We start from the raw sequence: 20,419 nt of genomic DNA, 5'->3' as shown, positions 1-20,419 counted from the left end.
TTTAAATACAAAGTTTTCCGAGTCATAAAAAAAGAACTTGATATAAATCAAGTTCTTTTTCACTTCATACAATATTTAGTTATTGTATAGTCTAAAATGGATATACACACCAAAATAATATTAATACATATATTTCATTAACTTATATCATTATGTAATGTATTTTGTAAAAATTCAATGAGAAATTGCTTAAAAATTTACACTTTTTTATTACACTGAAATTTAGTGTTAATTCGCAAGCTATGAAAAAACAAATATACTAAACTGGAACATAAGCCTGAGCTAAACGCTTTTCTGTGGAAGCCTGTGTTGTGTAGAAACGCTCTTGGATGGCATATACAAAATTCTTCAAGGACTCTTCGTCTGTAATCGTGTATTTACCATTTGCATCTGTAGGTAAGCCCAAGGTTTGAATATAGCTATGTAAGCTATTTTGAACTTGAGGGCTATATGAATTGTAAGTATCTAATGCTTTAGCGATATTCTTACGATTTGGAATCCCCACTTTGTCTTCAGTGTATGAGGGATCAACAGCTAATAAACTGCCCAATTGAAAAAATTGTGTTACTTCTGCGGTTGTCGCTGCTCTATAAAGGGTGTTTAATCCTTTAAAAATACTATTCATGGCACTTAAGCTTTTAAAATATAAATGCCCCGTATTTTTATCAAAAATTGCATCTGGAGAATCGGTCAAAACGACAATAGGATTATCCAACACTTCAGGCTGATTTGAAAAACTTAAAGTCTTTCTATAAATTTTTGCGCTAGGCAAAACTTTTTGGATATAGTAAAAATCATCGCTCTGACGCTTAAAAATTAAATACTTAATATCTTTATACTGAACAGCACTGATGGTCGGCAATGAGGTATTTACTTTTCTTTCTAATTCTAGAATAGGGTTTGTTACATCAGTCAACGTGTTTAAGTCCACTTTAAACCAATCACCATTTCGGGCTATCGCTGTTGGTGTGTAAGAAATAGTATTTAAAGTAGTCGGTAATAAACCAGCATAAAAATTAGGACAGTTTTGACCAGACAAAACGACATGAAACTTCGCATTATTACGTGAATACAGAAAATTCATTACCACCCCTTAGTCTAAAATTAAAAATGTATACTCGTTCACTTTTGTAAGAGCAATATAACTTCGCATATCACCATTACTATCTTCAAAAAGCTCATCAATAGTTTTTATTTCTTTCTTAGAAATTACCAAAACTTTTGAATCATCTATATGTTTTATAAAATAAAATTTATATCCCAATACTAAAAAGATTGGATTAAAGTAAAAAAATCGAGTCCTAGCTAGGACGATTAGCATTAATACAAAGAAAAGTATGAATGACTTCAATGTAGGTAAACTAATGGCAACAAATGCATAACCTAAATAAATTGGAAGATAAAAGTCATTTGCCTGCTCAAATTCTTTTACTTTTTTTCTCTCTATAACATCCTGATCTAAATACTTTAAACTAAATTTAATCGAAAAAAATGAAAGAAACAGCAAAGCTATCAGATAAATTACATAGACAACATATGTAATTGACTCAGTTATAAATTTTTCACTAAATCTAAGATTTTCATGGCTAAGTAAAAGTGAGATTAGATACTTGACCCACTCCCACTTCAACCAAACTGTTTCTTCATGAGAAATCAGAAAGATTAAGCCTGCTAAGGCGATGGAAATAGCAGTCAAAACTATATGTAATAGATGTTTCATGCTAAATCTCCATCTGCAATCAAAGTCTATTGTGCTTAATTTTCATCCCATTTCATAGCGTGAAGAGACACAACTTGACGCATTAACACTTTATTCGTTTTGCTCAAAATTTTTAGCCATATGCTCTTCCGCATCTCGAATAGAAATCTGACCATTCATCAGCATAGGTAAGAGCCAATCTCGTAACTCTTCTAACTTTTGGTTTTCCATACTTCTAATAAAGATCATCTCATTGTATTTTGAAACGATATTATCGTATTTTTCTATAAGCTCTTTTGGAGGATAAGCTAACTTTAGGGAATATAAGTCATTTTTCGTAATTGAGCCAAAAGTTGTTCCTTCTGAGTTTCTTCTATCAAATACCTGTTTAAAGTATTTCATCACATAAAAAAGAAACCCATCAAATCCATCTTTACTATTCAGTGCAGCTAAGCCTCGACCAATACAACAATCAGTATTCGCTATATTCATGTCCCCGACTGGTGCACGTACACTTAACAGGATATCGCCCTTTTTGGCCATCCTAGATGGAGCCGTTGTAAATTGACGAACAGATGGAAATAACCAACCGAAATCTGTAGAACCTTGGAAAAATATTGCTCCATTACCTTCATTATTATACGAAGAACCTTCAGGAGATTGCCCCATGGTTATATTTGCGATATCTGATAATTCTTTAACAGACCAGTTTTCAGGGATTTTTCTATTCAATATTTGGTTATGAACCATTTCTCCACCTGAAGATTTATATTGCTCATTTTCACCATCAGGGAAATCAAACTGTATAAACCAATAATCAAATAATAGCCTCGCTTTATTCTCTAGCTCAAGATTAATACGATTATTATTGGCAATTATTTTTTCAATCAGATAGGCTTTGTTGCATAAATATGTAAGCATCTGATTTAAATAGATTTAATTTTGGATCAAAAAATAATCAAAACTTTTAAAATCATATAGTTATGAAATCTTTGTGCAACAAAGCCATTAGAAATGTTTTTCTCTTCATACACAAATCTGTATTTAAAACACCAATAGGAAGCTGTCCAAATCCATCTAAGATCTGATCACAAAATTTAAGTCACCTTAATCTTTTTGCAGCCTTAAGTAAAGATATACAGAGTTTTTGAAAAAAGCATAGGTCTAGATAATCAAGCTAGATTTTTTAGAACTCCACATTGGTCAATTGTACATAAACCATCACAAGTACCTCTTAAATCAGATAGTTGTTCAATAAGCTTTTGTTGCTTGATTATATTTTCTCTGATAGCACTGACATGTAAGTCAATTAATTCATTCACATCTGAACAATTTTTCTTGGGATTATCTTTATAGGTGAGTAATTGACGAATTTCATTCAAATTCATATTTAAAGTTCGGCAATTCAAAATAAACTTAATTCGCTCAACATAGCCTATATCGTAAAGGCGGTAATTTCCTTCCGTTCTTTCGGGTTCCGGAATTAAACCTTCCTTTTCATAAAACCTAATTGTTAATACTGAACATGAGGTTTTTTTAGAGAGTTCACCAATTTTTAAATGCATTGAGTTGGTATTTCCAAAAAATCTTGACTCTATAGTAACTATAGGGATTCTAATATTCAAAGTTTATAAATTTTTTTAATGGGTATAATTATGAGTGGCTGTGGATGTAGTAAAGAAACACCATGCAAAGATAAGAAATCTCAACAAGAAAATCATCCATCAATTGCAGAAGCAAACAATTCAAAGAATTGTAATAATACGCTTAGCTGTTGTGGTGAAGAGGAAGAAGAAAAATCTTCATCTCCTTGCTGTAACACTTCAAACAGTTGTGAAGATACCGCTCAATCCTGTTGTGGTTCTGATCCCAAAGAAAATTTAAGCACTGAAGACGTTTTAAAAAATTCGCACTACATGAGTGAATACTTAGTTCCCAAAATGGATTGTTCTGCGGAAGAACAGATGGTTCGTATGGCGCTATCTTCAATTGATGGTGTTCAAAAACTCATCTTTGATTTACCTAACCGGTCTTTAAAGGTTCTACATAATCAAAAAGATGAAAATATAACTACCAAACTTGAAGCTTTGGGTTTTGGTGCAAAGCTTGTGAAGACTGAAACTTATATAAGCAATCAACAGGCTAAGCAAACAAGTACCTATACCATTCCTAAAATGGATTGCTCTGCTGAAGAGCAAATGGTCCGTATGGCTCTTGCAGATATTGAAGCAGTTAAAGGTCTTACTTTTGATCTTCCCAATCGAAAACTGAAAGTCTTCCATAATGAAGGGAGTCAGCAAATTACGGCCAAACTTGAAGGACTGGGTTTTGGGGCGAAACTTGATGAAACACAGCTTTCTTCAGGCGATATACCTAATGAACCTGATCCTGTGAGACAAGCTAAAGTACTTAAACTGTTATTAGGCATTAATGCTCTACTTTTCTTTATAGAATTCATCAGCGGAATTATTGCTGCGTCTACAGGATTGATTGCTGATTCTCTAGATATGTTTGCCGATGCAGCCGTTTATGGTATTGCGCTATATGCCGTCGGAAAAGCTGCGAAATATCAAGTGAAAGCAGCCCATTTCGCAGGTTGGATTCAGTTATTACTTGCTGTCATCGTGATTATTGATGTCATTAGACGATTCATGTTTGGAAGCGAGCCAGAATCAACGCTCATGATTGTTATTGGCCTGCTCGCACTTATAGCTAACGTGACATGCTTATATCTTATTTCTGGTCATCGAGAAGATGGCGCACATATGAAAGCCAGTTGGATTTTCTCGGCGAATGACGTTGTCGTAAATATGGGCGTTATATTTGCCGGTGTACTCGTGGCGTGGACGGGATCAGCTTACCCAGACTTAATCATTGGCATCCTGGTTTCTTTATTCGTGCTTAATGGTGCTCGAAAGATTTTGGCTTTGAAGTAAGAGTATCGAAAATGAATCTATTTCAAGTTAAACAAAATCAGATCGTCAAAATTAGAGATCTCAAAAAAGGTAATCAATACAGTCATACCACTGATCCCGTATTGGAACGGCTCCAACTATTAGGTTTTAGAGAGGGTGAAACTCTACAAGTACTCGCTAAAGGTGTTTTTGGTGGAGACCCTGTATTAGTTCAAATTGAAACTTCAAGATTTGCTTTAAGAAAGAACGAAGCTGAACGCATTTTTGTAGAGATCATCAATGAACACTAAAAATATTGCACTTATTGGTAATCCCAATTGCGGTAAAACTTCACTTTTTAACACCCTTACAGGTACTCGTCAAAAAGTTGCCAACTATGCTGGGGTTACTGTTGAAAGAAAGGAAGGTTCTTTTAAATTACCTTCTGGTGATACAGTACGAGTATTAGACTTACCCGGAACTTATAGTTTAAAACCTAGCAGTTTAGATGAAGAAGTCACTAGAGCAGTTTGTTTTGGTGAGCTAAAAGGTGAAGTTTTACCTGACATATTTGTATGCGTTGTAGATGCCACAAATCTCAGCTTACATTTGAGCTTAGTTCTTGAAGTTCGTGCTCTAAACAGGCCTATGCTTCTTGTATTAAACATGATGGATGAGGTCAAGAAGCGTGGTATATCCATTGATAAGGATAAGCTCTCTCAATCGTTAGGTATCCCTGTAGTTGAATCTGTCGCTGTCAAAACTAAAGGGATTCAAGATTTAATTAATCAGTTAGATCAAAAAAATCTTTTTGTTGCCCCTTATCATTCTGAATTAGATCACTTTGAACAGATCAAGCAAATCACCAAACAAGTCATTTTAAATAATGACAGTGGTGACAAAAGAACTGCGTTTCTAGATAAGATTTTTCTACATCCTGTACTGGGTTTGGTAATCTTAGCTTTAACCATGTTTGTGATGTTCCAAGCGGTATTTATATGGGCCACACCATTTATTGAATTCATTGAAAATTTTGTGGTCTGGCTTAGTGATTCTATTGGCCCCCTCATTCAGCATCCATTATTAAGAAGCTTAGTCGTTGATGGCGTAATTGCTGGTGCAGGTAGCGTACTTGCATATATGCCCCAAATTCTGATTTTATTCTTCTTCATTTTAATGCTCGAAGAATCAGGCTACTTGCCACGGGCAGCATTTCTGTTAGATAAATTAATGTCTAAAGCAGGCCTTAGTGGGCGTTCATTTATTCCTTTGCTATCTAGCTTTGCCTGCGCTATTCCCGGAATTATGGCAACCAGAAGCATTAGCTCTGAACGGGATCGATTAGCGACAATTATGATTGCACCCTTGATGACCTGTTCAGCAAGATTGCCAGTATATGCTTTATTAATCGCTGCCTTTATTCCAAACCAATTGATCTATGGCTGGTTAAGTCTGCAAGGATTGGTCCTTTTTGGTCTTTATATGTCGGGAATAGTATCTGCGTTATTAGTTTCACTCTTTCTGAAATTAGTTCGTAAAGATAAAACTGAAAGTATTTTTATTTTTGAACTTCCTACCTATCGAATTCCAGATATTAGAAACATTGCATTAGGTTTGTATGATAGAGCGAGCATTTTCTTAAAACGAGTTGGTGGCATTATCGTGGCACTGTCTATCCTGTTATGGGTACTTGTTACTTTCCCTCAACCACCAGACCACGCTACCATGCCAGCAATTAACTATAGTCTAGCTGGTCAATTAGGACATTTAATTCACCCTATATTTGCACCTATTGGTTTTACATGGGAGATTTGTATTGCCCTCATCCCTGCTATGGCAGCAAGGGAAGTTGTAATTGCTGCTCTTGGTGTCATTTATGCAATGTCTGGCGATGAAAATACAGTAACCCAAAGTCTGCTAAGTCAAATTTCAGGTCCAGATGGGTGGGGGCTAGCCACCGGTTTATCATTATTAGTATGGTTTATTTTTGCTCCCCATTGTCTCGCCACTTTAGCAACAATAAGACGAGAAACAGGTAGCTGGAAACAGCCAGTCATTATGGCAACTTATCTATTCGCATTAGCTTACATCTTTTCATTCATCACATACCAAGTTGCTAGTAATCTTTAATTACCAAAATAATAACAACGGGAGTCTAGTTCCCGTTGTTATTAAATATTCACTGTTAAATTGCTAGCCGTAAATTAAATGCTTTTACAACTTTGATCATAGTATCGAAACTAGGGTTAACCTCACGAGAAAGAACTTTATAAAGGCTTTCTCACCTAGACCAGTATCTTCAGACAATTGAGTCATCCCTTTGACCTTTGCGATAGTTCCCAAAGCTTTAGCTATAAATGCCGCATCGCAATTAGACGGGAATAACATTATGTGTCGTTCAATGACAAATCTTGTGTCACCTGACGTCACAAGTGCAAAACATATAAAATACCCTTTTATGTTATTTTAGAGTATGCCTCCCTTTTACTGACGGTCTGATTTTCGGTTTTTATTGCACCTTGGACAAGTTGGTGCGTTGCACATGAGGTAAGAATTATTATCACTGTAAAAGGATATTTATTTGTATTGTGGCCTCAGCAATTATTATATGGTTCTTATATCACCGTGAATACGGTGCTGAAGAACCCTGTGTGCGTTTGGTAGTTAACAAGCCATGATTTCTGCTTTACTGCACTTGCAAGCTGAAATTAAAATGCCTAATTCAGTCCCAAAAAATGAAAGCTTTCGTGATTGTAGCAGGTCAGAACAGGGTTTTAGGTTTGCTGCGTTATTCCCAAATTATCAAGCAATGTGTGCCTGTATTACAGTCGTTAAACGGCACTGTTGCAAATAACCACGAATGGTAAGCTGAAGACTGTTTTAGCTAAAGGTGCAGCATATGAATCCTTTCCATGGTCGGCATTTTCAGGGCGAAATCATTCTTTGGGCTGTGCGCTGGTATTGTAAATATGGCATTAGCTATCGTGAACTGCAGGAAATGCTGGCCGAACGGGGTGTGAATGTTGATCACACGACTATTTACCGTTGTGTTCAACGTTATGCTCCTGAAATAGAAAAACGTTTACGCTGGTATTGGCGTAATCCTACAGATCTGAGCTCGTGGCATATTGATGAAACCTATGTAAAAGTGAATGGACGATGGTCTTATCTGTATCGTGCAGTCGATCAACGTGGCGATACCATTGATTTTTATCTTTCTTCTAGACGTAATACCAAATCAGCATATTGTTTTCTTGGAAAAATTTTAAATAATGTGAAGAAGTGGCAAATTCCACAAGTGATCAACACGGATAAAGCACCCACATATGGACGTGCTTTATCACGGTTAAAACGGGAAGGTAAATGTCCACCAGACCTTGAGCACAGGCAGATTAAGTATAAAAATAACGTGATTGAATGTGATCATGGCAAGCTAAAGCGGATCATCAGGGCCACATTAGGATTCAAATCTATGAAGACGGCTTATGCCACAATTAAAGGTATTGAAGTCATGCGTGCACTACGTAAAGGACAAGCATCGTCATTTTATTATGGTCAGCCTCAGGGTGAAGTGTGTCTAATCAACAGGGTTTTCGGTCTCTAAGTACTTTTTAAAGGAAACATCATCGACTCAAATCTCTATTTGCAACAGTGCCAACCAAGATTAGGGGGAATTCAGGGATTACTTTTATTTCAAGCAAGTACAGGTTTAATCTGTACGATGAGGAAAATAAGAGAGAGTAAAAGTGGTAAGGAATTCCCACTGTTACTCTAACAGAGATTAAGCAGGATCAGCTGTAAATCCACGCTCACTGAGAGTGGCAATGACTTGATCCTGACTCACCGTTGTGTTGATTTCAACAATACGGTTTTGTAAATCAATATCGAGTGAGGCATTCGAGTCGAGCTCTTTAATTGCGGTAGTAATGCCGCGTGCACAACCACCACAAGTCATATTAGCGATGTGAAATTTCATATGTTGCTCCTTTTTAACAAAACATTTGTTTAAAACATTAGAACAGTAACTCTAAACTTTCACCATACAACCAGCCTTTTTCTGAATCAGTTACTCGCTGTAACTTGGTCTGTTTACAACCTTACAGTTTTCTTCAGAGTATTCCAAAGAAGAGTGTTCTAATGACTACAGTAAAAGTACTTAACCAACATTAATGTGACTTTAAAATGACATTTTTATCATCTACGATCACTCTGAAATTTATAAGATTAGTTATTTCAATCAATGGTAGTGAACTGAATAGATGAGACCGTTATGGGTTGAAGATAAGCTAAAAACCGGTGACTACCTTTATGTATAATGCCTCATGATGCGATTTTACTGTTCTGATTGTCGTAAGTTGGCAGTCCAGTAGAAACTTTATTGCTCAGCTACAAAAGATAAATGCAGTAATGTTAAATTTCCTCAATTCCCTTATTTTGAAATTCTCTTATTCAATACCCACGACAGTGGTTATATAGCCTGTTGTTAATAGAATTGATAGACCTAATAACATCTCAAATAAAATGGCATGACTAAGGTGTTTAGCGAATTTAGGATGTTGAAGACGCGGGGTGAAATACCATTTGTTGAAGGCAGCTAAAAGTAGAATACCTATAACAAAAAACATTTTAACCATGAAACCATAGCCATATGCAGTATTGATTAAGGTATTAAAATCTTTAATTAAAAGAAGAGCTACACTAGCGCCACAGGCGATTAATATCCCAACAATGAAAGCAGCAATACGTCCAAATACATGCATGCGATCTTTTAAAGGTAAACCACTTATTTCCCGGCTGGTTTTCCATAACGGATATAAAGACCCCATCCATAACGACATAACTAGAATATGGATTGATAATAAAATTTGAGCAAGTAAGGTTAAATTAGCGACATGTCCGAGCTGGGAAAAACTAAAAATAATCGGGAGAAGTAAAACACAAAATATTGAACTTTCAATTATAGAAAACTGACCTTTGTTCCTGTTAAGTTTAACCACCATGAGAAGAAGTAAAAGAGCAAAACTAATAGAACGAAGAACGTATATATACCCCGTCGGAGTATTAACCAATATATTAATATACGTGGGGTCCACCATCCCTGTAATACCAGTATTGGCAAAACTACCAATCAGAATAAAAAATCCCAAGGTACTGGAAATTAGGCCTAATCCAGCGCCAATTGTAATATATTTAAGAATCGATTCTTTTAGTTCAAGATATTGTCTAAGTAAAAAATAGCAAAAGGCTCCACCAACGACAAAAGCTACACTTAAATATAAAATAACCTTAGTTAACCAAGTGGCCCACATCCAATATTCAGAAATCATTATTTTTGTCCATTCTAGAACAACATGCCAGCACCTCACTGACATGTTGAAAGGTAATCAATTCTTATTTAGTTGATTTGATAGTGAAACTATATTCACCATTCATGTTGTGACCATCTTTCCCCATTGTTGTCCAGACAACGGTATATTTACCTTTTTTCAGTTTCGGAAGAGCGACATCAAAGGATTTCTTTAAGTCATGAGTAACTTTATATTTTAAAGGAACATCTCTTCGCTGAGCATCCAGTAACTTAATATTCATCAACATAACCTCTGCACCAAAGTTAAGGGTCAAGTTCTTTGGTTGACTAAGGATAGATGCATTTTCCGCAGGAATCGCACTCACTAAACTCACATGAGCGAACGTAGTTGTAGTAGCCACAATCATCGTTGCAGCTACTACAACATTACGTAGAGCAGTCATTTTATTTTGAAATAATTTCATTTACGTTTCCTCTTGATTCGTTAGTTCATTAGAGATGACTTTATAAAATCTATATTTAATGAGACCACATCATCTCCTCTTATATTTCAATTATTAGTGAGAGACAGAAACAGAGCGATGACTTCAAAATTACATTTTTGTCATTTTTAAAATTTAAAATCTTTAACTATTAAAATAATCTTATTGAAAAATAATGATCATTTAATAAACAAATTATGTAGGTGGTTGATTTATGAAATGTAGTAATCATTTTGTCTAAGAAAATAGTAGCTATTGGCTTTGTTGCATAAATATGTAAGCATCTGATTTAAATAGATTTAATTTTGGATCAAAAAATAATCAAAACTTTTAAAATCATATAGTTATGAAATCTTTGTGCAACAAAGCCGTAGCTATTTAATTTTTTATATTTTAGTTTAAATATAAACATGTTATGTTTAATTTGATCTAATATAAATTTATGGGCTAAGCACATGACTCAAACACGTCCAAGAATGACCAAATTATTTGAACAGCTTGGTTTAGCTTCTACTGAAGAAGCAATTGCAAAATTCATAGAGAGCCATCAGCTAGCTGGAGATGTTTTTTTAACACAAGCAATTTTTTGGACTGATGCTCAACGTCATTTTTTAGAAGAAAAACTACACTCTGATGGTGAATGGACGACAGTGATTGATCAATTAAATGAGTCTTTACATGAAAATTCAGTAAAATAATTTTCCGTTAGTATTAAGGATCTACATTCTTCCCTGCATTGAATACAACTCATTCATACAGTAGTACTGTTTTGGAGATGGAATCTCGGCGAATTCAAACATGAGGTGCGACAGTTTCAAAAGCCATATGATAATCAACAAGCTGAGCAAATTTCTCTAATGGTGTAAGCCAATCTAACGCCTTTCTAGGACGAGTATTCAGTGACATGGCAACTTGATTTAAATAATGCTGATCTGCCTGATTTAAATCAATCCCTTTAGGTAAATATTGCCTAATTAAACCATTCATATTTTCGCATGTGCCTTTTTGCCAAGGTGAATGTGGGTCACAGAAATATATATCTATGCCTAAATCTTCTTCGAGTATTTTATGTTCTGACATCTCGCGTCCACGGTCATAGGTCAACGTTTTACGCAGTTCTGCAGGTAAATATTTCAGAGCTTCAGTTAAAGCCTTGCGCACTGATTCTGCCTTTGCATCAGGTAATGTTGCCAAGATACAGAGCCGTGTATTTCGTTCAATAAGTGTTGCTATCGAACTTTTATTGTCTTTACCTTTAATTAAATCAGCTTCCCAATGACCCGGTATTTTTCTTTCTTGAACTTCGGCTGGGCGCTCATGAATAGTTTTAATATCCTGTAATATAGAATCTTTTTTAGGTTCACCGTTAGCTTTTCGCTTTTTATTTTCATGACGCAGACAGGATAATAAGTCTTTTTTCAACTCACCCTTGGGTAATGCTCGTATCGTTGAATAAATCGTTGTATGGCTTACATTCATTGTTTGATCCAAATCAGGAAATGTCTTTAAACGCTTTGCTATTTGCTGAGGAGACCATAAACAACGGATCGCTTCAACAATAAATTTCCAGAGGATTGAATCGATTTTGAGTTTTCTGTGACCACGTCTACGTCTAGCGAAGGTGTTATCAGAAGCATATCGAGCTTGATAAACGTCATTGATGCTATTTCTTTTAAGCTCACGATAGATCGTACTAGGATGTCTTTTAATGAGTTCAGCAAATTTTCTGGCTGAAAAGCCTTCTTTTCTTGACTCAAGCATTAATGCAGTACGATCTTCAAAGTTAAGATGATGGTATGACAATTTTATATACTCCATAAACCCTTTAAATTAATTAGGTGGTTTATGTCGCACTTCAAGTTTTACTCTGCCCTCTATTATATAAGTAGTAGATTCCTTACTCTGAAATTTGGATTATAAACCCTAATATTAAAAATAATCTTCTTTACCTTCTATCTAATAAATATACCAATAAGTTTAATAATTAAATTATCCACCCTTTTTTCTATAAAAAAACTATTTTGATCAACTGTATTTTTTCTTTAAAGGAATAACAGTGTAAATTACATTAAGAATGTGTCTCTAACTAGCCTTGGAGTCATCTAATCATTTCATTTTTATTTTTTTAAGCACATAAAATCATAACAACTTTAATAGTTTTAAAAGATTAATATTAAATAAAATTTTTGTCATCTCAGCATAGACTATATATTTCGAGAAGATCTCAAAATTACATTTTTGTCATTTTTAAAAATAATTAATTAATAGTGCTAAAATTTTTAAGAGAGACAGAGAATAACCAAAAATTTCATCAGTTTAGTAGTCAAATTCCTAGTCTCTGTTCAGTACTAAAACATAGCTTTTACTTCCAAATTATTTAAAGGAAAAACTATGATGAAATTCAAAAACATTTTTTTGGGCTTATGTATCGCAGCCGCGTCATTGAATACATTTGCACAGCAATCCGATGAACACAAAGATCACCACCCTGAAAAAACAGCACCATCTGCAGTAACAATTAAGCAAACAGTTACCAGCACCACTGCTACAGATAAAATGGCTGCAATGGATCAACACATGAAGGCGATGCAAGCCATGCATGAGAAGATGATGGCTGCAAAAACCCCACAAGAACGTCAGAAACTTATGGCTGAGCACATGAAACTCATGCAAGGAGGTATGAGTATGATGAAACAGATGGGCAGCCAAAGCATGAATGCAAATATGGCTGACCGTCAGCAAATGATGGAAAAACGTATGGACATGATGCAGATGATGATGGACTGTATGCCTCCCTCCACAACTAAATAATTACCCATGAATTAGAGAGGGAAGCACCATGAACCATCAACCTCAAGAACATAATTCAGTACCTAACTTTTGGTCTACACGTTATGCCATCGGCCTATTCGTGATTGGTGGTGTGGCAGCCTATTTTCTCTTAACCGAGCATTTGGCCCATATCGTTGGTGTTTTACCCTTTTTACTCCTTTTAGCATGCCCACTCATGCATATTTTTATGCATGGTGGTCATGGACATCACCATCATCAACAGAAAAATCCAGACACATCAGATAATAAAAAATCACGCGAACCAGGAGACCCCTCATGAATCATGCGGAATCGGCCTATGGTCTGTGGTGGCTCGTCATCATAAATTCGGCAATTTTCATTATGTTTGCCTTCAGTTTTTTTAAACCCGCCACAGCACGAGACTGGCGTACTTTTAGCGCTTTCTCTGCTTTCATCATTGCATTGTTTGTCGAGATGTATGGTTTCCCTTTAACCATTTACCTGTTGTCAGGCTGGCTACAAACTCGCTTTCCTGAACTTGATTTGCTGTCGCATAACTCAGGTCACTTATGGTCAACGCTACTGGGTGAAAAGGGTGATCCACATTTTGGCATTCTGCACATCGCGAGTTATATTTTTTTGGGCTATGGTTTCTATTTACTGTCATCAGCATGGAACGTGTTGTACCACGCACAACGTCATCACCAATTGGCAGTAACCGGACCCTATGCGCGCATACGTCACCCCCAATACGTGGCTTTTATCTTGATCTTGCTGGGGTTTTTATTGCAATGGCCAACTTTACTGACACTGATTATGTTTCCAATCTTACTCTTAATGTACAGCCGCTTGGCAATTAAGGAAGAGGCTGAAATGAGTAAACAGTTTGGCGCTGTCTATGACAGCTATGCTCAACAGACTCCGAGATTTATTCCAAAATTCGGCCATAAAACCACTTTTCCATAAGAGAATTATTTATGTCAGACCAAAACAATCATAACCAGGACCATATGGCGCAGGCTACAACAGACGTATTGAAAGACCCAGTCTGTGGTATGACAGTGACTAAAGAATCGAAATACCATGAGGAATTTAAGGGGAAAACTTACTTTTTTTGCAGTGATAAATGTCAATCAAAGTTTCATAGCAACCCTGTGCAATACATCACTAAATCTGGAACTATGAATGCCGATGCACACACACAGCATCATCAGGTTGCTCAAGCCGTTAATGAGGCAAGCACAACAGGCACGACCATCTATACTTGCCCAATGCATCCAGAAATTAGACAGGATCATCCTGGAAACTGTCCTAAATGCGGAATGACACTGGAACCACTCATTCCTGAATTAGAGGAAGATGAGAATCCGGAGTTACGTGATTTCCGCCGACGTTTCTGGTGGACACTGCCATTGACCATCATCGTGACTTTTTTGGCGATGTTTGGTCATCAAATGAATCTCTTCGATATGGCTGTTCAGAGCTGGATTGAACTGGTGTTGTCACTCCCGATTGTACTCTGGGCAGGTTGGCCATTTTTTTCCCGGGGTTGGCAATCAGTTGTGAATCGCAGCCCGAACATGTGGACGCTGATTGGTCTGGGCACTGGAGCTGCATTTATTTATAGTGTGGTCGCAACCATTGCACCCCAAATCTTCCCCGACTCATTTATTTCCATGGGTCGTGTCGCTGTTTACTTTGAAGCTTCAGCGGTCATCATTTCATTGACCCTACTGGGACAAATATTGGAGTTAAAAGCACGTTCGCAAACTTCTGCTGCAATTAAGTCACTCCTTGGGCTCGCTCCTAAAACAGCTCGCCGAATCCTACCTGATGGAACTGAAGAAGATGTTCCTCTAACGCATGTACATGTAGGAGATTTACTCAGAATTCGCCCAGGTGAAAAAGTGCCTGTTGATGGTGTAATCACTGAAGGAAGTAGTTCAGTGGATGAATCGATGCTGACAGGTGAACCTTTACCAATCACTAAACGTATCGGCGATAAAGTCATTGGCGCTACCCTGAATACCAATGGTTCATTGATCATGCGTTCAGAGAAAATTGGTTCAAGTACCATGTTGTCCCAGATCGTACAGATGGTGGCGCAAGCTCAACGATCGAGAGCACCAATGCAACGTATGGCTGATCAGGTAGCAGGTTGGTTCGTCATGGCTGTAGTAACCATTGCCTTGCTTACCTTCTTTGGATGGGGATTGTTCGGCCCAGAAGAGTCGAGCTGGGTTTATGCATTAATCAATGCTGTGGCAGTACTCATTATTGCCTGTCCTTGTGCACTAGGCTTGGCAACTCCAATGTCTATCATGGTTGCAACGGGTCAAGGTGCTACTCATGGTGTGTTGTTCCGCGATGCAGCAGCCATTGAGAATCTGCGCAAGATTGACACACTAATCATCGATAAAACAGGTACGTTGACCGAAGGACGCCCTGTATTCGATCGTGTGGTTGCCGCATCAGGTTTCGATGAATCTGAAGTATTACGTTTAGCCGCCAGTCTTGATCAAGGCAGTGAACACCCGCTAGCCGAAGCGATTGTAAATGCAGCACACGAACGTGGCCTGTCTCTTGAAACACCAGATAATTTTGAATCAGGCTCAGGGATTGGTGTTCGAGGTCAAGTGGGCGATCGTCAGTTAGCTTTGGGCAACACAGCACTGATGGAGCAATTAGGTATCTCGGTACAATCTCTGATTCCGCAAGCCGAAGAGCTGCGTTCAGAAGGTGCAAGTGTGATGCATCTAGCCATCAATGGTGAATTGGCCGGCCTGCTTGCAGTATCCGATCCCATCAAAAAAAGTACCCCTGAAGCACTTGCCACCCTGAAGGAAGCTGGACTACGTATCGTGATGGCAACAGGAGATGGTCTCACCACTGCCCGTTCAGTCGCAGCACGTCTGGGTATTGATGAGGTACATGGTGAAGTTAAACCCGCAGATAAACTCGAACTTGTCAGCAAATTGCAGAAGCAAGGTCGCATCGTGGCAATGGCCGGCGATGGAATCAATGATGCACCAGCACTAGCCAAGGCTGATGTCGGTATCGCTATGGGGACCGGAACTGATGTCGCAATGAATAGTGCTCAAGTTACCTTGGTCAAGGGAGATTTACGCGGTATCGCGGTTGCCCGTTCACTTTCGGAAGCTACTGTTGGCAACATGAAACAGAACCTCATGTTTGCTTTCCTTTACAATGCCTTGGGTATCCCAATAGCAGCTGGCGTACTCTACCCATTTACCGGTTGGTTGTTGTCACCCATGATTGCGGCCTTGGCCATGAGTTTTAGCTCCGCTTCAGTGATCACCAATGCCCTTCGCCTGCGACATAAAAAGCTATGATAGAGAGTCTTTTTCTTCCACCAGATGTATCAGGCCTGATTGCAGCACTTGCCATCGGCCTGCTCATTGGTTTAGAACGAGGATGGAATGATCGTGAACTGCCAGAAGGCAGCCGAGTAGCAGGTCTACGTACCTTCACATTGACAGGATTACTCGGAGGAGTGCTGGGTCATCTACAGCCAAACTTTGGGCCTTGGCCACTAGTCGCAGCCGTATTAGGGCTTTCCCTTTTACTTACGGTATCCTACGCGCGTACCGCAAAAATTTCCGGTAATTTAAGCGCTACCACGACGATCGCGATGCTGTTGACATTAGTTCTAGGTGCATATGCATCCCATGGTAATGTTACTTTAGCATTAACAGCGGCTGTCATCGTGGCTGTATTTTTGGATCTCAAGCCAACCTTACATGGTTGGTTACGCTTGATCGAACATCGTGAATTAACCGCATCTCTACAGTTACTGGTACTTTCTGTCGTTATATTACCTTACTTACCCAATACGGGTATGGGACCTTTTGCTGCATTAAATCCTTACCAGTTATGGTGGGCAGTGATCCTGATTGCCGGACTCTCTCTGGCAGGTCATTTTGCCATGCGGCTCACCGGTTCAGAAAGAGGCATACTCTGGACAGGTCTATTGGGTGGTTTGGCATCTTCTACAGCTGCAACTGTCGCACTGGCACGCTATACACGCCAGCACCCCGTCATGGTCAGTGCTGCTATTTCTGGAACATTGGCTGCCTGTGGCATCATGTTTTTTCGTATGGTTGTGCTGATAGGCGTCATTGAGCCAGCATTGCTAAGCACTTTTGGTGGTGCAATGATGATTGCGGGAATCCTTCTGCTGGGTATGGCATTGTGGAGACAACGCCAAATTACCAGCGCTGAAAACAACGATCGAACAATAGAAGCAATGGCTCCTTTTGATCTTGGGACAGCATTCAGCTTTGCTTTCCTGGCTGTCATGGCAGTCTTGGTCCCGGCAGCAAAACAATGGTTGGGCACCAGCGGCATCTTCGTATTATCGACTATTTCTGGGCTAGCAGACGTAGATGCTATTTTAGTCTCACTTGCCCGCCTGCATAGTACTGAAGGCTTAACAACAAATGTGGCTGCTGTCGCGCTAGGGCTGGCCACACTGAGCAACATGTTAAGCAAAGCGACAATTGCATGGATGACAGGGGGGGCACAGTTTGGCCGAGCTATCATATTTGGCTACACAATTGCCATGATAGGTGCTGGCGTAGCTCTGGCTCTCAGTTTGAGCTTTATGTAAGGTCAACTCGGGTAAATGGAAGATGTTCAAAAAATGAGTTAAAATGATTCCCCTTGCATGGATTCACTTTGAAAAACAATGGTAAAAATGATTCGACCATTGAGGGATTCAGCCTGGATGGTCGCCCCAAGCATATCAAGAATAGATTTTGTTATCGCGAGCCCTAAGCCGGTTCCTTCTTCTGTTCTTTGTCTAGATGCATCTGTTCGATAAAATCGATCAAATAACCTGGATAGTTGTTCAGGAGAGATTTCAGGGCCTTCATTTTCAATTGAAAATATTGTGTTATCTAAATTCTGTTGAAGTTTTATGCGTATTGTAGAATTCTTATTTCCATATTTAACTGCATTAGATAATAGATTGCTGAGTGCTCGACGTAACATAGCAGGATCACCTTTGACATTTCCAGATCCTGTTTGTTGAAGCGTCATATTTTTTTCGGCAGCTAGCGCATCATAGAAATCAAATAAGGCTGTAACTTCTTTAACCAGGTCAATATTCTGTAAGTTCTGTAATTTTAGGCCATGTTCTGCTTTTGCCAAGAAAAGCATATCGGATACCATTCGAGCCAAACGTTCTAATTCTTCTAAATTAGAAAATAGTACTTCTTGATAGGTACTGGTATCTCGTTTACGGGCAAGACATACTTGAGTTTGAGTCATTAAGTTATTAATCGGTGTTCTAATTTCATGCGCTAAATCAGATGAAAAATCGGAAAGCCTTTCTAAAGCTGATTCTAGTCTGTCGAGCATATCATTGAAGGCAATTGCTAATGATTTTAGTTCTGTTGGTGTGTGCTCAACTTCTAAACGTTCTGAAAGATGTTGGGCAGAAATGCCTTCTGCGACCTTAGCCATTTTTTGCACGGGTCTTAAACCTCTCCAGGTTGCAAACCAGCCTAAAAACATTAAACAAATCGTACCGGCTAAACCAATGTAAAAAAGTTGACGCTTAAAATCATTTAAAAAATGTAGATGCTCAGAGGTATCTATACCGACAATAATTTGAGTAGATTTTATTTCAGAATTTTCAACTATATTCGCGTTATAGATAATCCCCCGATAAGTTTTACCCTGAAGTTTCCACTCAATCCACGAACTATCCGCTGTTTTCATTAACTTTTGGGAATTAATCATTGAAGGGGCAGTACTGAATAGAATTTGGCCTGTGGGTCGTTCAATTTGAACAATCAGATCATGATGCCCAACTAAAGCATCTTTCAAATATAAATTAAGTTTTGGAGAGTTTTTAGGGTTTTGTTTAAGAAGGTTTTGAACTAGCTGGATTTTACCTTCTAATTGGGTACGATCTTGCGTTTCAAAATGATGCATCACTAATTTATGGATGAAAAACCCCATCATAATGAGAATACATATAGTCGATAATGAGAAAATAATACCAATACGAAAACTGATAGATTTGAATAATTTATTATTCATCTTCTACCTCTAATACATACCCCATTCCTCTAATATTTTGAATTAACTTAGGGGTAAAATTACTATCTACTTTATTTCTTAATCGTTTAATAGCGACTTCAACTACATTTGTATCACTATCAAAGTTCATATCCCAAATTTGAGATGCAATAAGTGCTCTTGGTAGAATTTCACCTCTTCTACGCATAAAAAGCTCCATAAGAGCAAATTCTTTAGCCGTTAAATCAATGCGTTGACCTGCTCGTGTTACCCGACGTTTTCTCAAATCAAGTTCTAAATCAGCAATCTTAATAATATTATTATCTTCTCTTTGTTGCCCTCGTCTAAGGAGCGTTTTTATTCGAGCTAGAAGCTCTGCAAAAGCAAAAGGCTTAACTAAATAATCATCAGCGCCTAGCTCTAATCCTTTTACTCGATCTTCGATTTGATCTCGGGCGGTAAGAAAAAGAATGGGCATTGTTTTACCGCTGCTACGAATATCATTGATAATATTCCAACCATTTAGTCCAGGTAACATCACGTCTAAAATAATTAAGTCATACTCTTCAGAAAGAGCTTGATGTTTACCCGTTAACCCATCTGTAACCCAGTCAGTAATATAGCCAGCTTCGGATAAACCTTGCTTGAGATAATCACCAGTTTTTTGTTCATCTTCAACTAATAGTATTCTCATTTCCGAATCCTAAGTCATTCATTAAAACTATAATAACGTTATAAAACATCTGATCGAGATAGATTACAAAAATGTCATTTTCAAGTCACTTAGATGTTCAGTGCTTCACTTTATTGTAGTAGCAAGAAATTAACTTTTAGAGAAACTTATGAAAACTGTAGTGCGTCGTAGTCTAACAATTTTAATGTGTGCTGGAACTTTAATTGCTGGTACTCAATCTTGGGCAAAAGATGTATCAACCTCAAGTGCCACTAAAACGGTAAAAGCACAGGAACCTTGTACAAAACCTTGTAAAATGGAAAAAGATGACAAGACTCAGCAAGATCATAGTCAACATCAGTCTCCTAACTCATCTGACATGTCAAAAATGGATCATTCTATGATGAATATGGACCATTCTAAAATGGATCATTCAAAGATGAATATGCCTAGTAGCAATAAATAATTTTATAAATAGCGAGAAAGAAGTATTAAAGTTTATACTAAATATTTGCTTTATTA

The 20,419-nt window shown here is 37.7% G+C and carries 21 protein-coding genes and 1 pseudogene; 11 read left to right on the top strand and 11 right to left on the bottom strand.

All coding sequences use genetic code 11. The features are described from left to right. Window positions 1-259: 259 nt before the first annotated feature. The 4 genes from ACSC9N_RS01140 to cadR form a co-directional block, all read right to left on the bottom strand. Window positions 260-1,084 (bottom strand): hypothetical protein, encoded by an 825-nt coding sequence (locus ACSC9N_RS01140; protein WP_058951575.1) that lies wholly within the window; start codon window positions 1,082-1,084, stop codon window positions 260-262. Window positions 1,085-1,093: 9 nt separating this feature from the next. Then, window positions 1,094-1,720, bottom strand: a complete 627-nt coding sequence (locus ACSC9N_RS01135) for a hypothetical protein (RefSeq protein WP_058951574.1) — start codon at window positions 1,718-1,720, stop codon at window positions 1,094-1,096. Between the two features lie 90 nt (window positions 1,721-1,810). Beyond that, complete coding sequence (locus ACSC9N_RS01130; protein WP_131230780.1) at window positions 1,811-2,620, bottom strand: restriction endonuclease subunit S; 810 nt, start codon at window positions 2,618-2,620, stop codon at window positions 1,811-1,813. A gap of 251 nt (window positions 2,621-2,871) precedes the next feature. Then, window positions 2,872-3,264 carry a Cd(II)/Pb(II)-responsive transcriptional regulator gene (gene cadR, locus ACSC9N_RS01125; protein WP_439036102.1) on the bottom strand — a complete coding sequence of 131 codons (393 nt, stop codon included), beginning with the start codon at window positions 3,262-3,264 and terminating at the stop codon, window positions 2,872-2,874. A 90-nt stretch (window positions 3,265-3,354) separates the two neighbouring features. Between cadR and ACSC9N_RS01120 the strand changes: the two genes are divergently transcribed. Genes ACSC9N_RS01120 through feoB form a run of 3 tightly spaced genes read left to right on the top strand, consistent with a single transcriptional unit; the run spans window position 3,355 to window position 6,723 of the window. Continuing rightward, the gene (locus ACSC9N_RS01120) at window positions 3,355-4,635 is read left to right on the top strand and encodes a cation transporter (RefSeq protein ID WP_005105969.1); all 1,281 of its coding nucleotides are present in this window, start codon (window positions 3,355-3,357) and stop codon (window positions 4,633-4,635) included. Between the two features lie 11 nt (window positions 4,636-4,646). After that, window positions 4,647-4,904: a FeoA family protein gene (locus ACSC9N_RS01115; RefSeq protein ID WP_058951572.1), complete on the top strand. Its 258-nt coding sequence runs from the start codon at window positions 4,647-4,649 to the stop codon at window positions 4,902-4,904. Beyond that, window positions 4,894-6,723, top strand: coding sequence for a ferrous iron transporter B (gene feoB / locus ACSC9N_RS01110; protein ID WP_058951571.1), 1,830 nt, complete (start codon window positions 4,894-4,896; stop codon window positions 6,721-6,723). The genes ACSC9N_RS01115 and feoB overlap by 11 nt, the downstream gene beginning before the upstream one ends. Before the next feature lie 55 nt (window positions 6,724-6,778). Here the strand turns inward: feoB and ACSC9N_RS01105 are convergent. Further along, a pseudogene (locus ACSC9N_RS01105) lies at window positions 6,779-6,969 on the bottom strand (addiction module antidote protein); the annotation flags it as partial. A 523-nt stretch (window positions 6,970-7,492) separates the two neighbouring features. Here ACSC9N_RS01105 and ACSC9N_RS01100 point away from each other — a divergent pair. Then, window positions 7,493-8,197: an IS6-like element IS1006 family transposase gene (locus tag ACSC9N_RS01100; RefSeq protein ID WP_058951570.1), complete on the top strand. Its 705-nt coding sequence runs from the start codon at window positions 7,493-7,495 to the stop codon at window positions 8,195-8,197. Window positions 8,198-8,374: 177 nt separating this feature from the next. Here the strand turns inward: ACSC9N_RS01100 and ACSC9N_RS01095 are convergent, their stop codons facing one another. From ACSC9N_RS01095 to ACSC9N_RS01085, 3 genes are all read right to left on the bottom strand, one after another. Further along, complete coding sequence (locus ACSC9N_RS01095; RefSeq protein ID WP_004281879.1) at window positions 8,375-8,569, bottom strand: heavy-metal-associated domain-containing protein; 195 nt, start codon at window positions 8,567-8,569, stop codon at window positions 8,375-8,377. Window positions 8,570-9,038: 469 nt separating this feature from the next. Beyond that, window positions 9,039-9,920, bottom strand: a complete 882-nt coding sequence (locus tag ACSC9N_RS01090) for a copper resistance D family protein (RefSeq protein WP_005105846.1) — start codon at window positions 9,918-9,920, stop codon at window positions 9,039-9,041. Window positions 9,921-9,984: 64 nt separating this feature from the next. Further along, on the bottom strand, window positions 9,985-10,365 hold the full coding sequence (locus ACSC9N_RS01085; protein WP_004681441.1) for a copper resistance CopC family protein: 381 nt from the start codon (window positions 10,363-10,365) through the stop codon (window positions 9,985-9,987). A 473-nt stretch (window positions 10,366-10,838) separates the two neighbouring features. Here ACSC9N_RS01085 and ACSC9N_RS01080 point away from each other — a divergent pair, with 473 nt between their 5' ends. After that, the gene (locus ACSC9N_RS01080) at window positions 10,839-11,081 is read left to right on the top strand and encodes a DUF2789 family protein (RefSeq protein WP_004281876.1); all 243 of its coding nucleotides are present in this window, start codon (window positions 10,839-10,841) and stop codon (window positions 11,079-11,081) included. 94 nt (window positions 11,082-11,175) lie between these two features. Here ACSC9N_RS01080 and ACSC9N_RS01075 read toward each other — a convergent pair whose 3' ends face one another. Next, complete coding sequence (locus tag ACSC9N_RS01075; RefSeq protein WP_439036101.1) at window positions 11,176-12,201, bottom strand: IS30-like element ISAba125 family transposase; 1,026 nt, start codon at window positions 12,199-12,201, stop codon at window positions 11,176-11,178. A gap of 573 nt (window positions 12,202-12,774) precedes the next feature. Here ACSC9N_RS01075 and ACSC9N_RS01070 point away from each other — a divergent pair. The 5 genes from ACSC9N_RS01070 to ACSC9N_RS01050 are packed head-to-tail and all read left to right on the top strand — an operon-like array spanning window position 12,775 to window position 17,806. After that, a complete protein-coding gene (locus ACSC9N_RS01070) occupies window positions 12,775-13,194 on the top strand; it encodes a hypothetical protein (RefSeq protein WP_131230782.1) in 420 nt (139 codons plus the stop codon). A gap of 28 nt (window positions 13,195-13,222) precedes the next feature. Continuing rightward, window positions 13,223-13,495 (top strand): DUF2933 domain-containing protein, encoded by a 273-nt coding sequence (locus ACSC9N_RS01065; RefSeq protein ID WP_058951569.1) that lies wholly within the window; start codon window positions 13,223-13,225, stop codon window positions 13,493-13,495. Then, the gene (locus ACSC9N_RS01060; RefSeq protein ID WP_004681447.1) at window positions 13,492-14,142 is read left to right on the top strand and encodes a methyltransferase family protein; all 651 of its coding nucleotides are present in this window, start codon (window positions 13,492-13,494) and stop codon (window positions 14,140-14,142) included. The genes ACSC9N_RS01065 and ACSC9N_RS01060 overlap by 4 nt, the downstream gene beginning before the upstream one ends. A gap of 11 nt (window positions 14,143-14,153) precedes the next feature. Continuing rightward, entirely contained in the window at window positions 14,154-16,529 is a 2,376-nt protein-coding gene (locus ACSC9N_RS01055) for a heavy metal translocating P-type ATPase (protein WP_058951568.1), read from the top strand. Beyond that, window positions 16,526-17,806, top strand: a complete 1,281-nt coding sequence (locus ACSC9N_RS01050) for an MgtC/SapB family protein (protein WP_058951567.1) — start codon at window positions 16,526-16,528, stop codon at window positions 17,804-17,806. The genes ACSC9N_RS01055 and ACSC9N_RS01050 overlap by 4 nt, the downstream gene beginning before the upstream one ends. Before the next feature lie 38 nt (window positions 17,807-17,844). Here ACSC9N_RS01050 and ACSC9N_RS01045 read toward each other — a convergent pair whose 3' ends face one another. After that, window positions 17,845-19,245 (bottom strand): heavy metal sensor histidine kinase, encoded by a 1,401-nt coding sequence (locus ACSC9N_RS01045; RefSeq protein WP_044111300.1) that lies wholly within the window; start codon window positions 19,243-19,245, stop codon window positions 17,845-17,847. Beyond that, window positions 19,238-19,918 (bottom strand): heavy metal response regulator transcription factor, encoded by a 681-nt coding sequence (locus tag ACSC9N_RS01040; RefSeq protein WP_004679347.1) that lies wholly within the window; start codon window positions 19,916-19,918, stop codon window positions 19,238-19,240. The genes ACSC9N_RS01045 and ACSC9N_RS01040 overlap by 8 nt, the downstream gene beginning before the upstream one ends. Before the next feature lie 148 nt (window positions 19,919-20,066). Between ACSC9N_RS01040 and ACSC9N_RS01035 the strand changes: the two genes are divergently transcribed. After that, complete coding sequence (locus ACSC9N_RS01035; protein WP_004281865.1) at window positions 20,067-20,363, top strand: hypothetical protein; 297 nt, start codon at window positions 20,067-20,069, stop codon at window positions 20,361-20,363. The last annotated feature ends 56 nt before the right edge of the window (window positions 20,364-20,419 follow it).

Origin of the sequence: Acinetobacter sp. PC34 (genome assembly GCF_051789135.1) — a bacterium.
Lineage (GTDB): Bacteria > Pseudomonadota > Gammaproteobacteria > Pseudomonadales > Moraxellaceae > Acinetobacter > Acinetobacter johnsonii.
The sequence above is the reverse complement of the archived record's forward strand: the minus strand, read 5'-3'. Positions and strand labels throughout refer to the sequence as shown.

Bases quoted from the DNA above. Each gene is read 5' to 3' on its own strand.
- ACSC9N_RS01090 (WP_005105846.1), bottom strand. From the start codon at position 9,920: ATGATTTCTGAATATTGGATGTGGGCCACTTGGTTAACTAAGGTTATT.
- ACSC9N_RS01035 (WP_004281865.1), top strand. From the start codon at position 20,067: ATGAAAACTGTAGTGCGTCGTAGTCTAACAATTTTAATGTGTGCTGGA.
- ACSC9N_RS01040 (WP_004679347.1), bottom strand. From the start codon at position 19,918: ATGAGAATACTATTAGTTGAAGATGAACAAAAAACTGGTGATTATCTC.
- ACSC9N_RS01050 (WP_058951567.1), top strand. From the start codon at position 16,526: ATGATAGAGAGTCTTTTTCTTCCACCAGATGTATCAGGCCTGATTGCA.
- ACSC9N_RS01140 (WP_058951575.1), bottom strand. From the start codon at position 1,084: ATGAATTTTCTGTATTCACGTAATAATGCGAAGTTTCATGTCGTTTTG.
- ACSC9N_RS01085 (WP_004681441.1), bottom strand. From the start codon at position 10,365: ATGAAATTATTTCAAAATAAAATGACTGCTCTACGTAATGTTGTAGTA.
- ACSC9N_RS01055 (WP_058951568.1), top strand. From the start codon at position 14,154: ATGTCAGACCAAAACAATCATAACCAGGACCATATGGCGCAGGCTACA.
- ACSC9N_RS01130 (WP_131230780.1), bottom strand. From the start codon at position 2,620: ATGCTTACATATTTATGCAACAAAGCCTATCTGATTGAAAAAATAATT.
- ACSC9N_RS01060 (WP_004681447.1), top strand. From the start codon at position 13,492: ATGAATCATGCGGAATCGGCCTATGGTCTGTGGTGGCTCGTCATCATA.
- ACSC9N_RS01120 (WP_005105969.1), top strand. From the start codon at position 3,355: ATGAGTGGCTGTGGATGTAGTAAAGAAACACCATGCAAAGATAAGAAA.
- ACSC9N_RS01135 (WP_058951574.1), bottom strand. From the start codon at position 1,720: ATGAAACATCTATTACATATAGTTTTGACTGCTATTTCCATCGCCTTA.
- ACSC9N_RS01095 (WP_004281879.1), bottom strand. From the start codon at position 8,569: ATGAAATTTCACATCGCTAATATGACTTGTGGTGGTTGTGCACGCGGC.
- ACSC9N_RS01065 (WP_058951569.1), top strand. From the start codon at position 13,223: ATGAACCATCAACCTCAAGAACATAATTCAGTACCTAACTTTTGGTCT.
- ACSC9N_RS01100 (WP_058951570.1), top strand. From the start codon at position 7,493: ATGAATCCTTTCCATGGTCGGCATTTTCAGGGCGAAATCATTCTTTGG.
- ACSC9N_RS01045 (WP_044111300.1), bottom strand. From the start codon at position 19,245: ATGAATAATAAATTATTCAAATCTATCAGTTTTCGTATTGGTATTATT.
- cadR (WP_439036102.1), bottom strand. From the start codon at position 3,264: ATGCATTTAAAAATTGGTGAACTCTCTAAAAAAACCTCATGTTCAGTA.
- ACSC9N_RS01075 (WP_439036101.1), bottom strand. From the start codon at position 12,201: ATGGAGTATATAAAATTGTCATACCATCATCTTAACTTTGAAGATCGT.
- feoB (WP_058951571.1), top strand. From the start codon at position 4,894: ATGAACACTAAAAATATTGCACTTATTGGTAATCCCAATTGCGGTAAA.
- ACSC9N_RS01070 (WP_131230782.1), top strand. From the start codon at position 12,775: ATGATGAAATTCAAAAACATTTTTTTGGGCTTATGTATCGCAGCCGCG.
- ACSC9N_RS01080 (WP_004281876.1), top strand. From the start codon at position 10,839: ATGACTCAAACACGTCCAAGAATGACCAAATTATTTGAACAGCTTGGT.
- ACSC9N_RS01115 (WP_058951572.1), top strand. From the start codon at position 4,647: ATGAATCTATTTCAAGTTAAACAAAATCAGATCGTCAAAATTAGAGAT.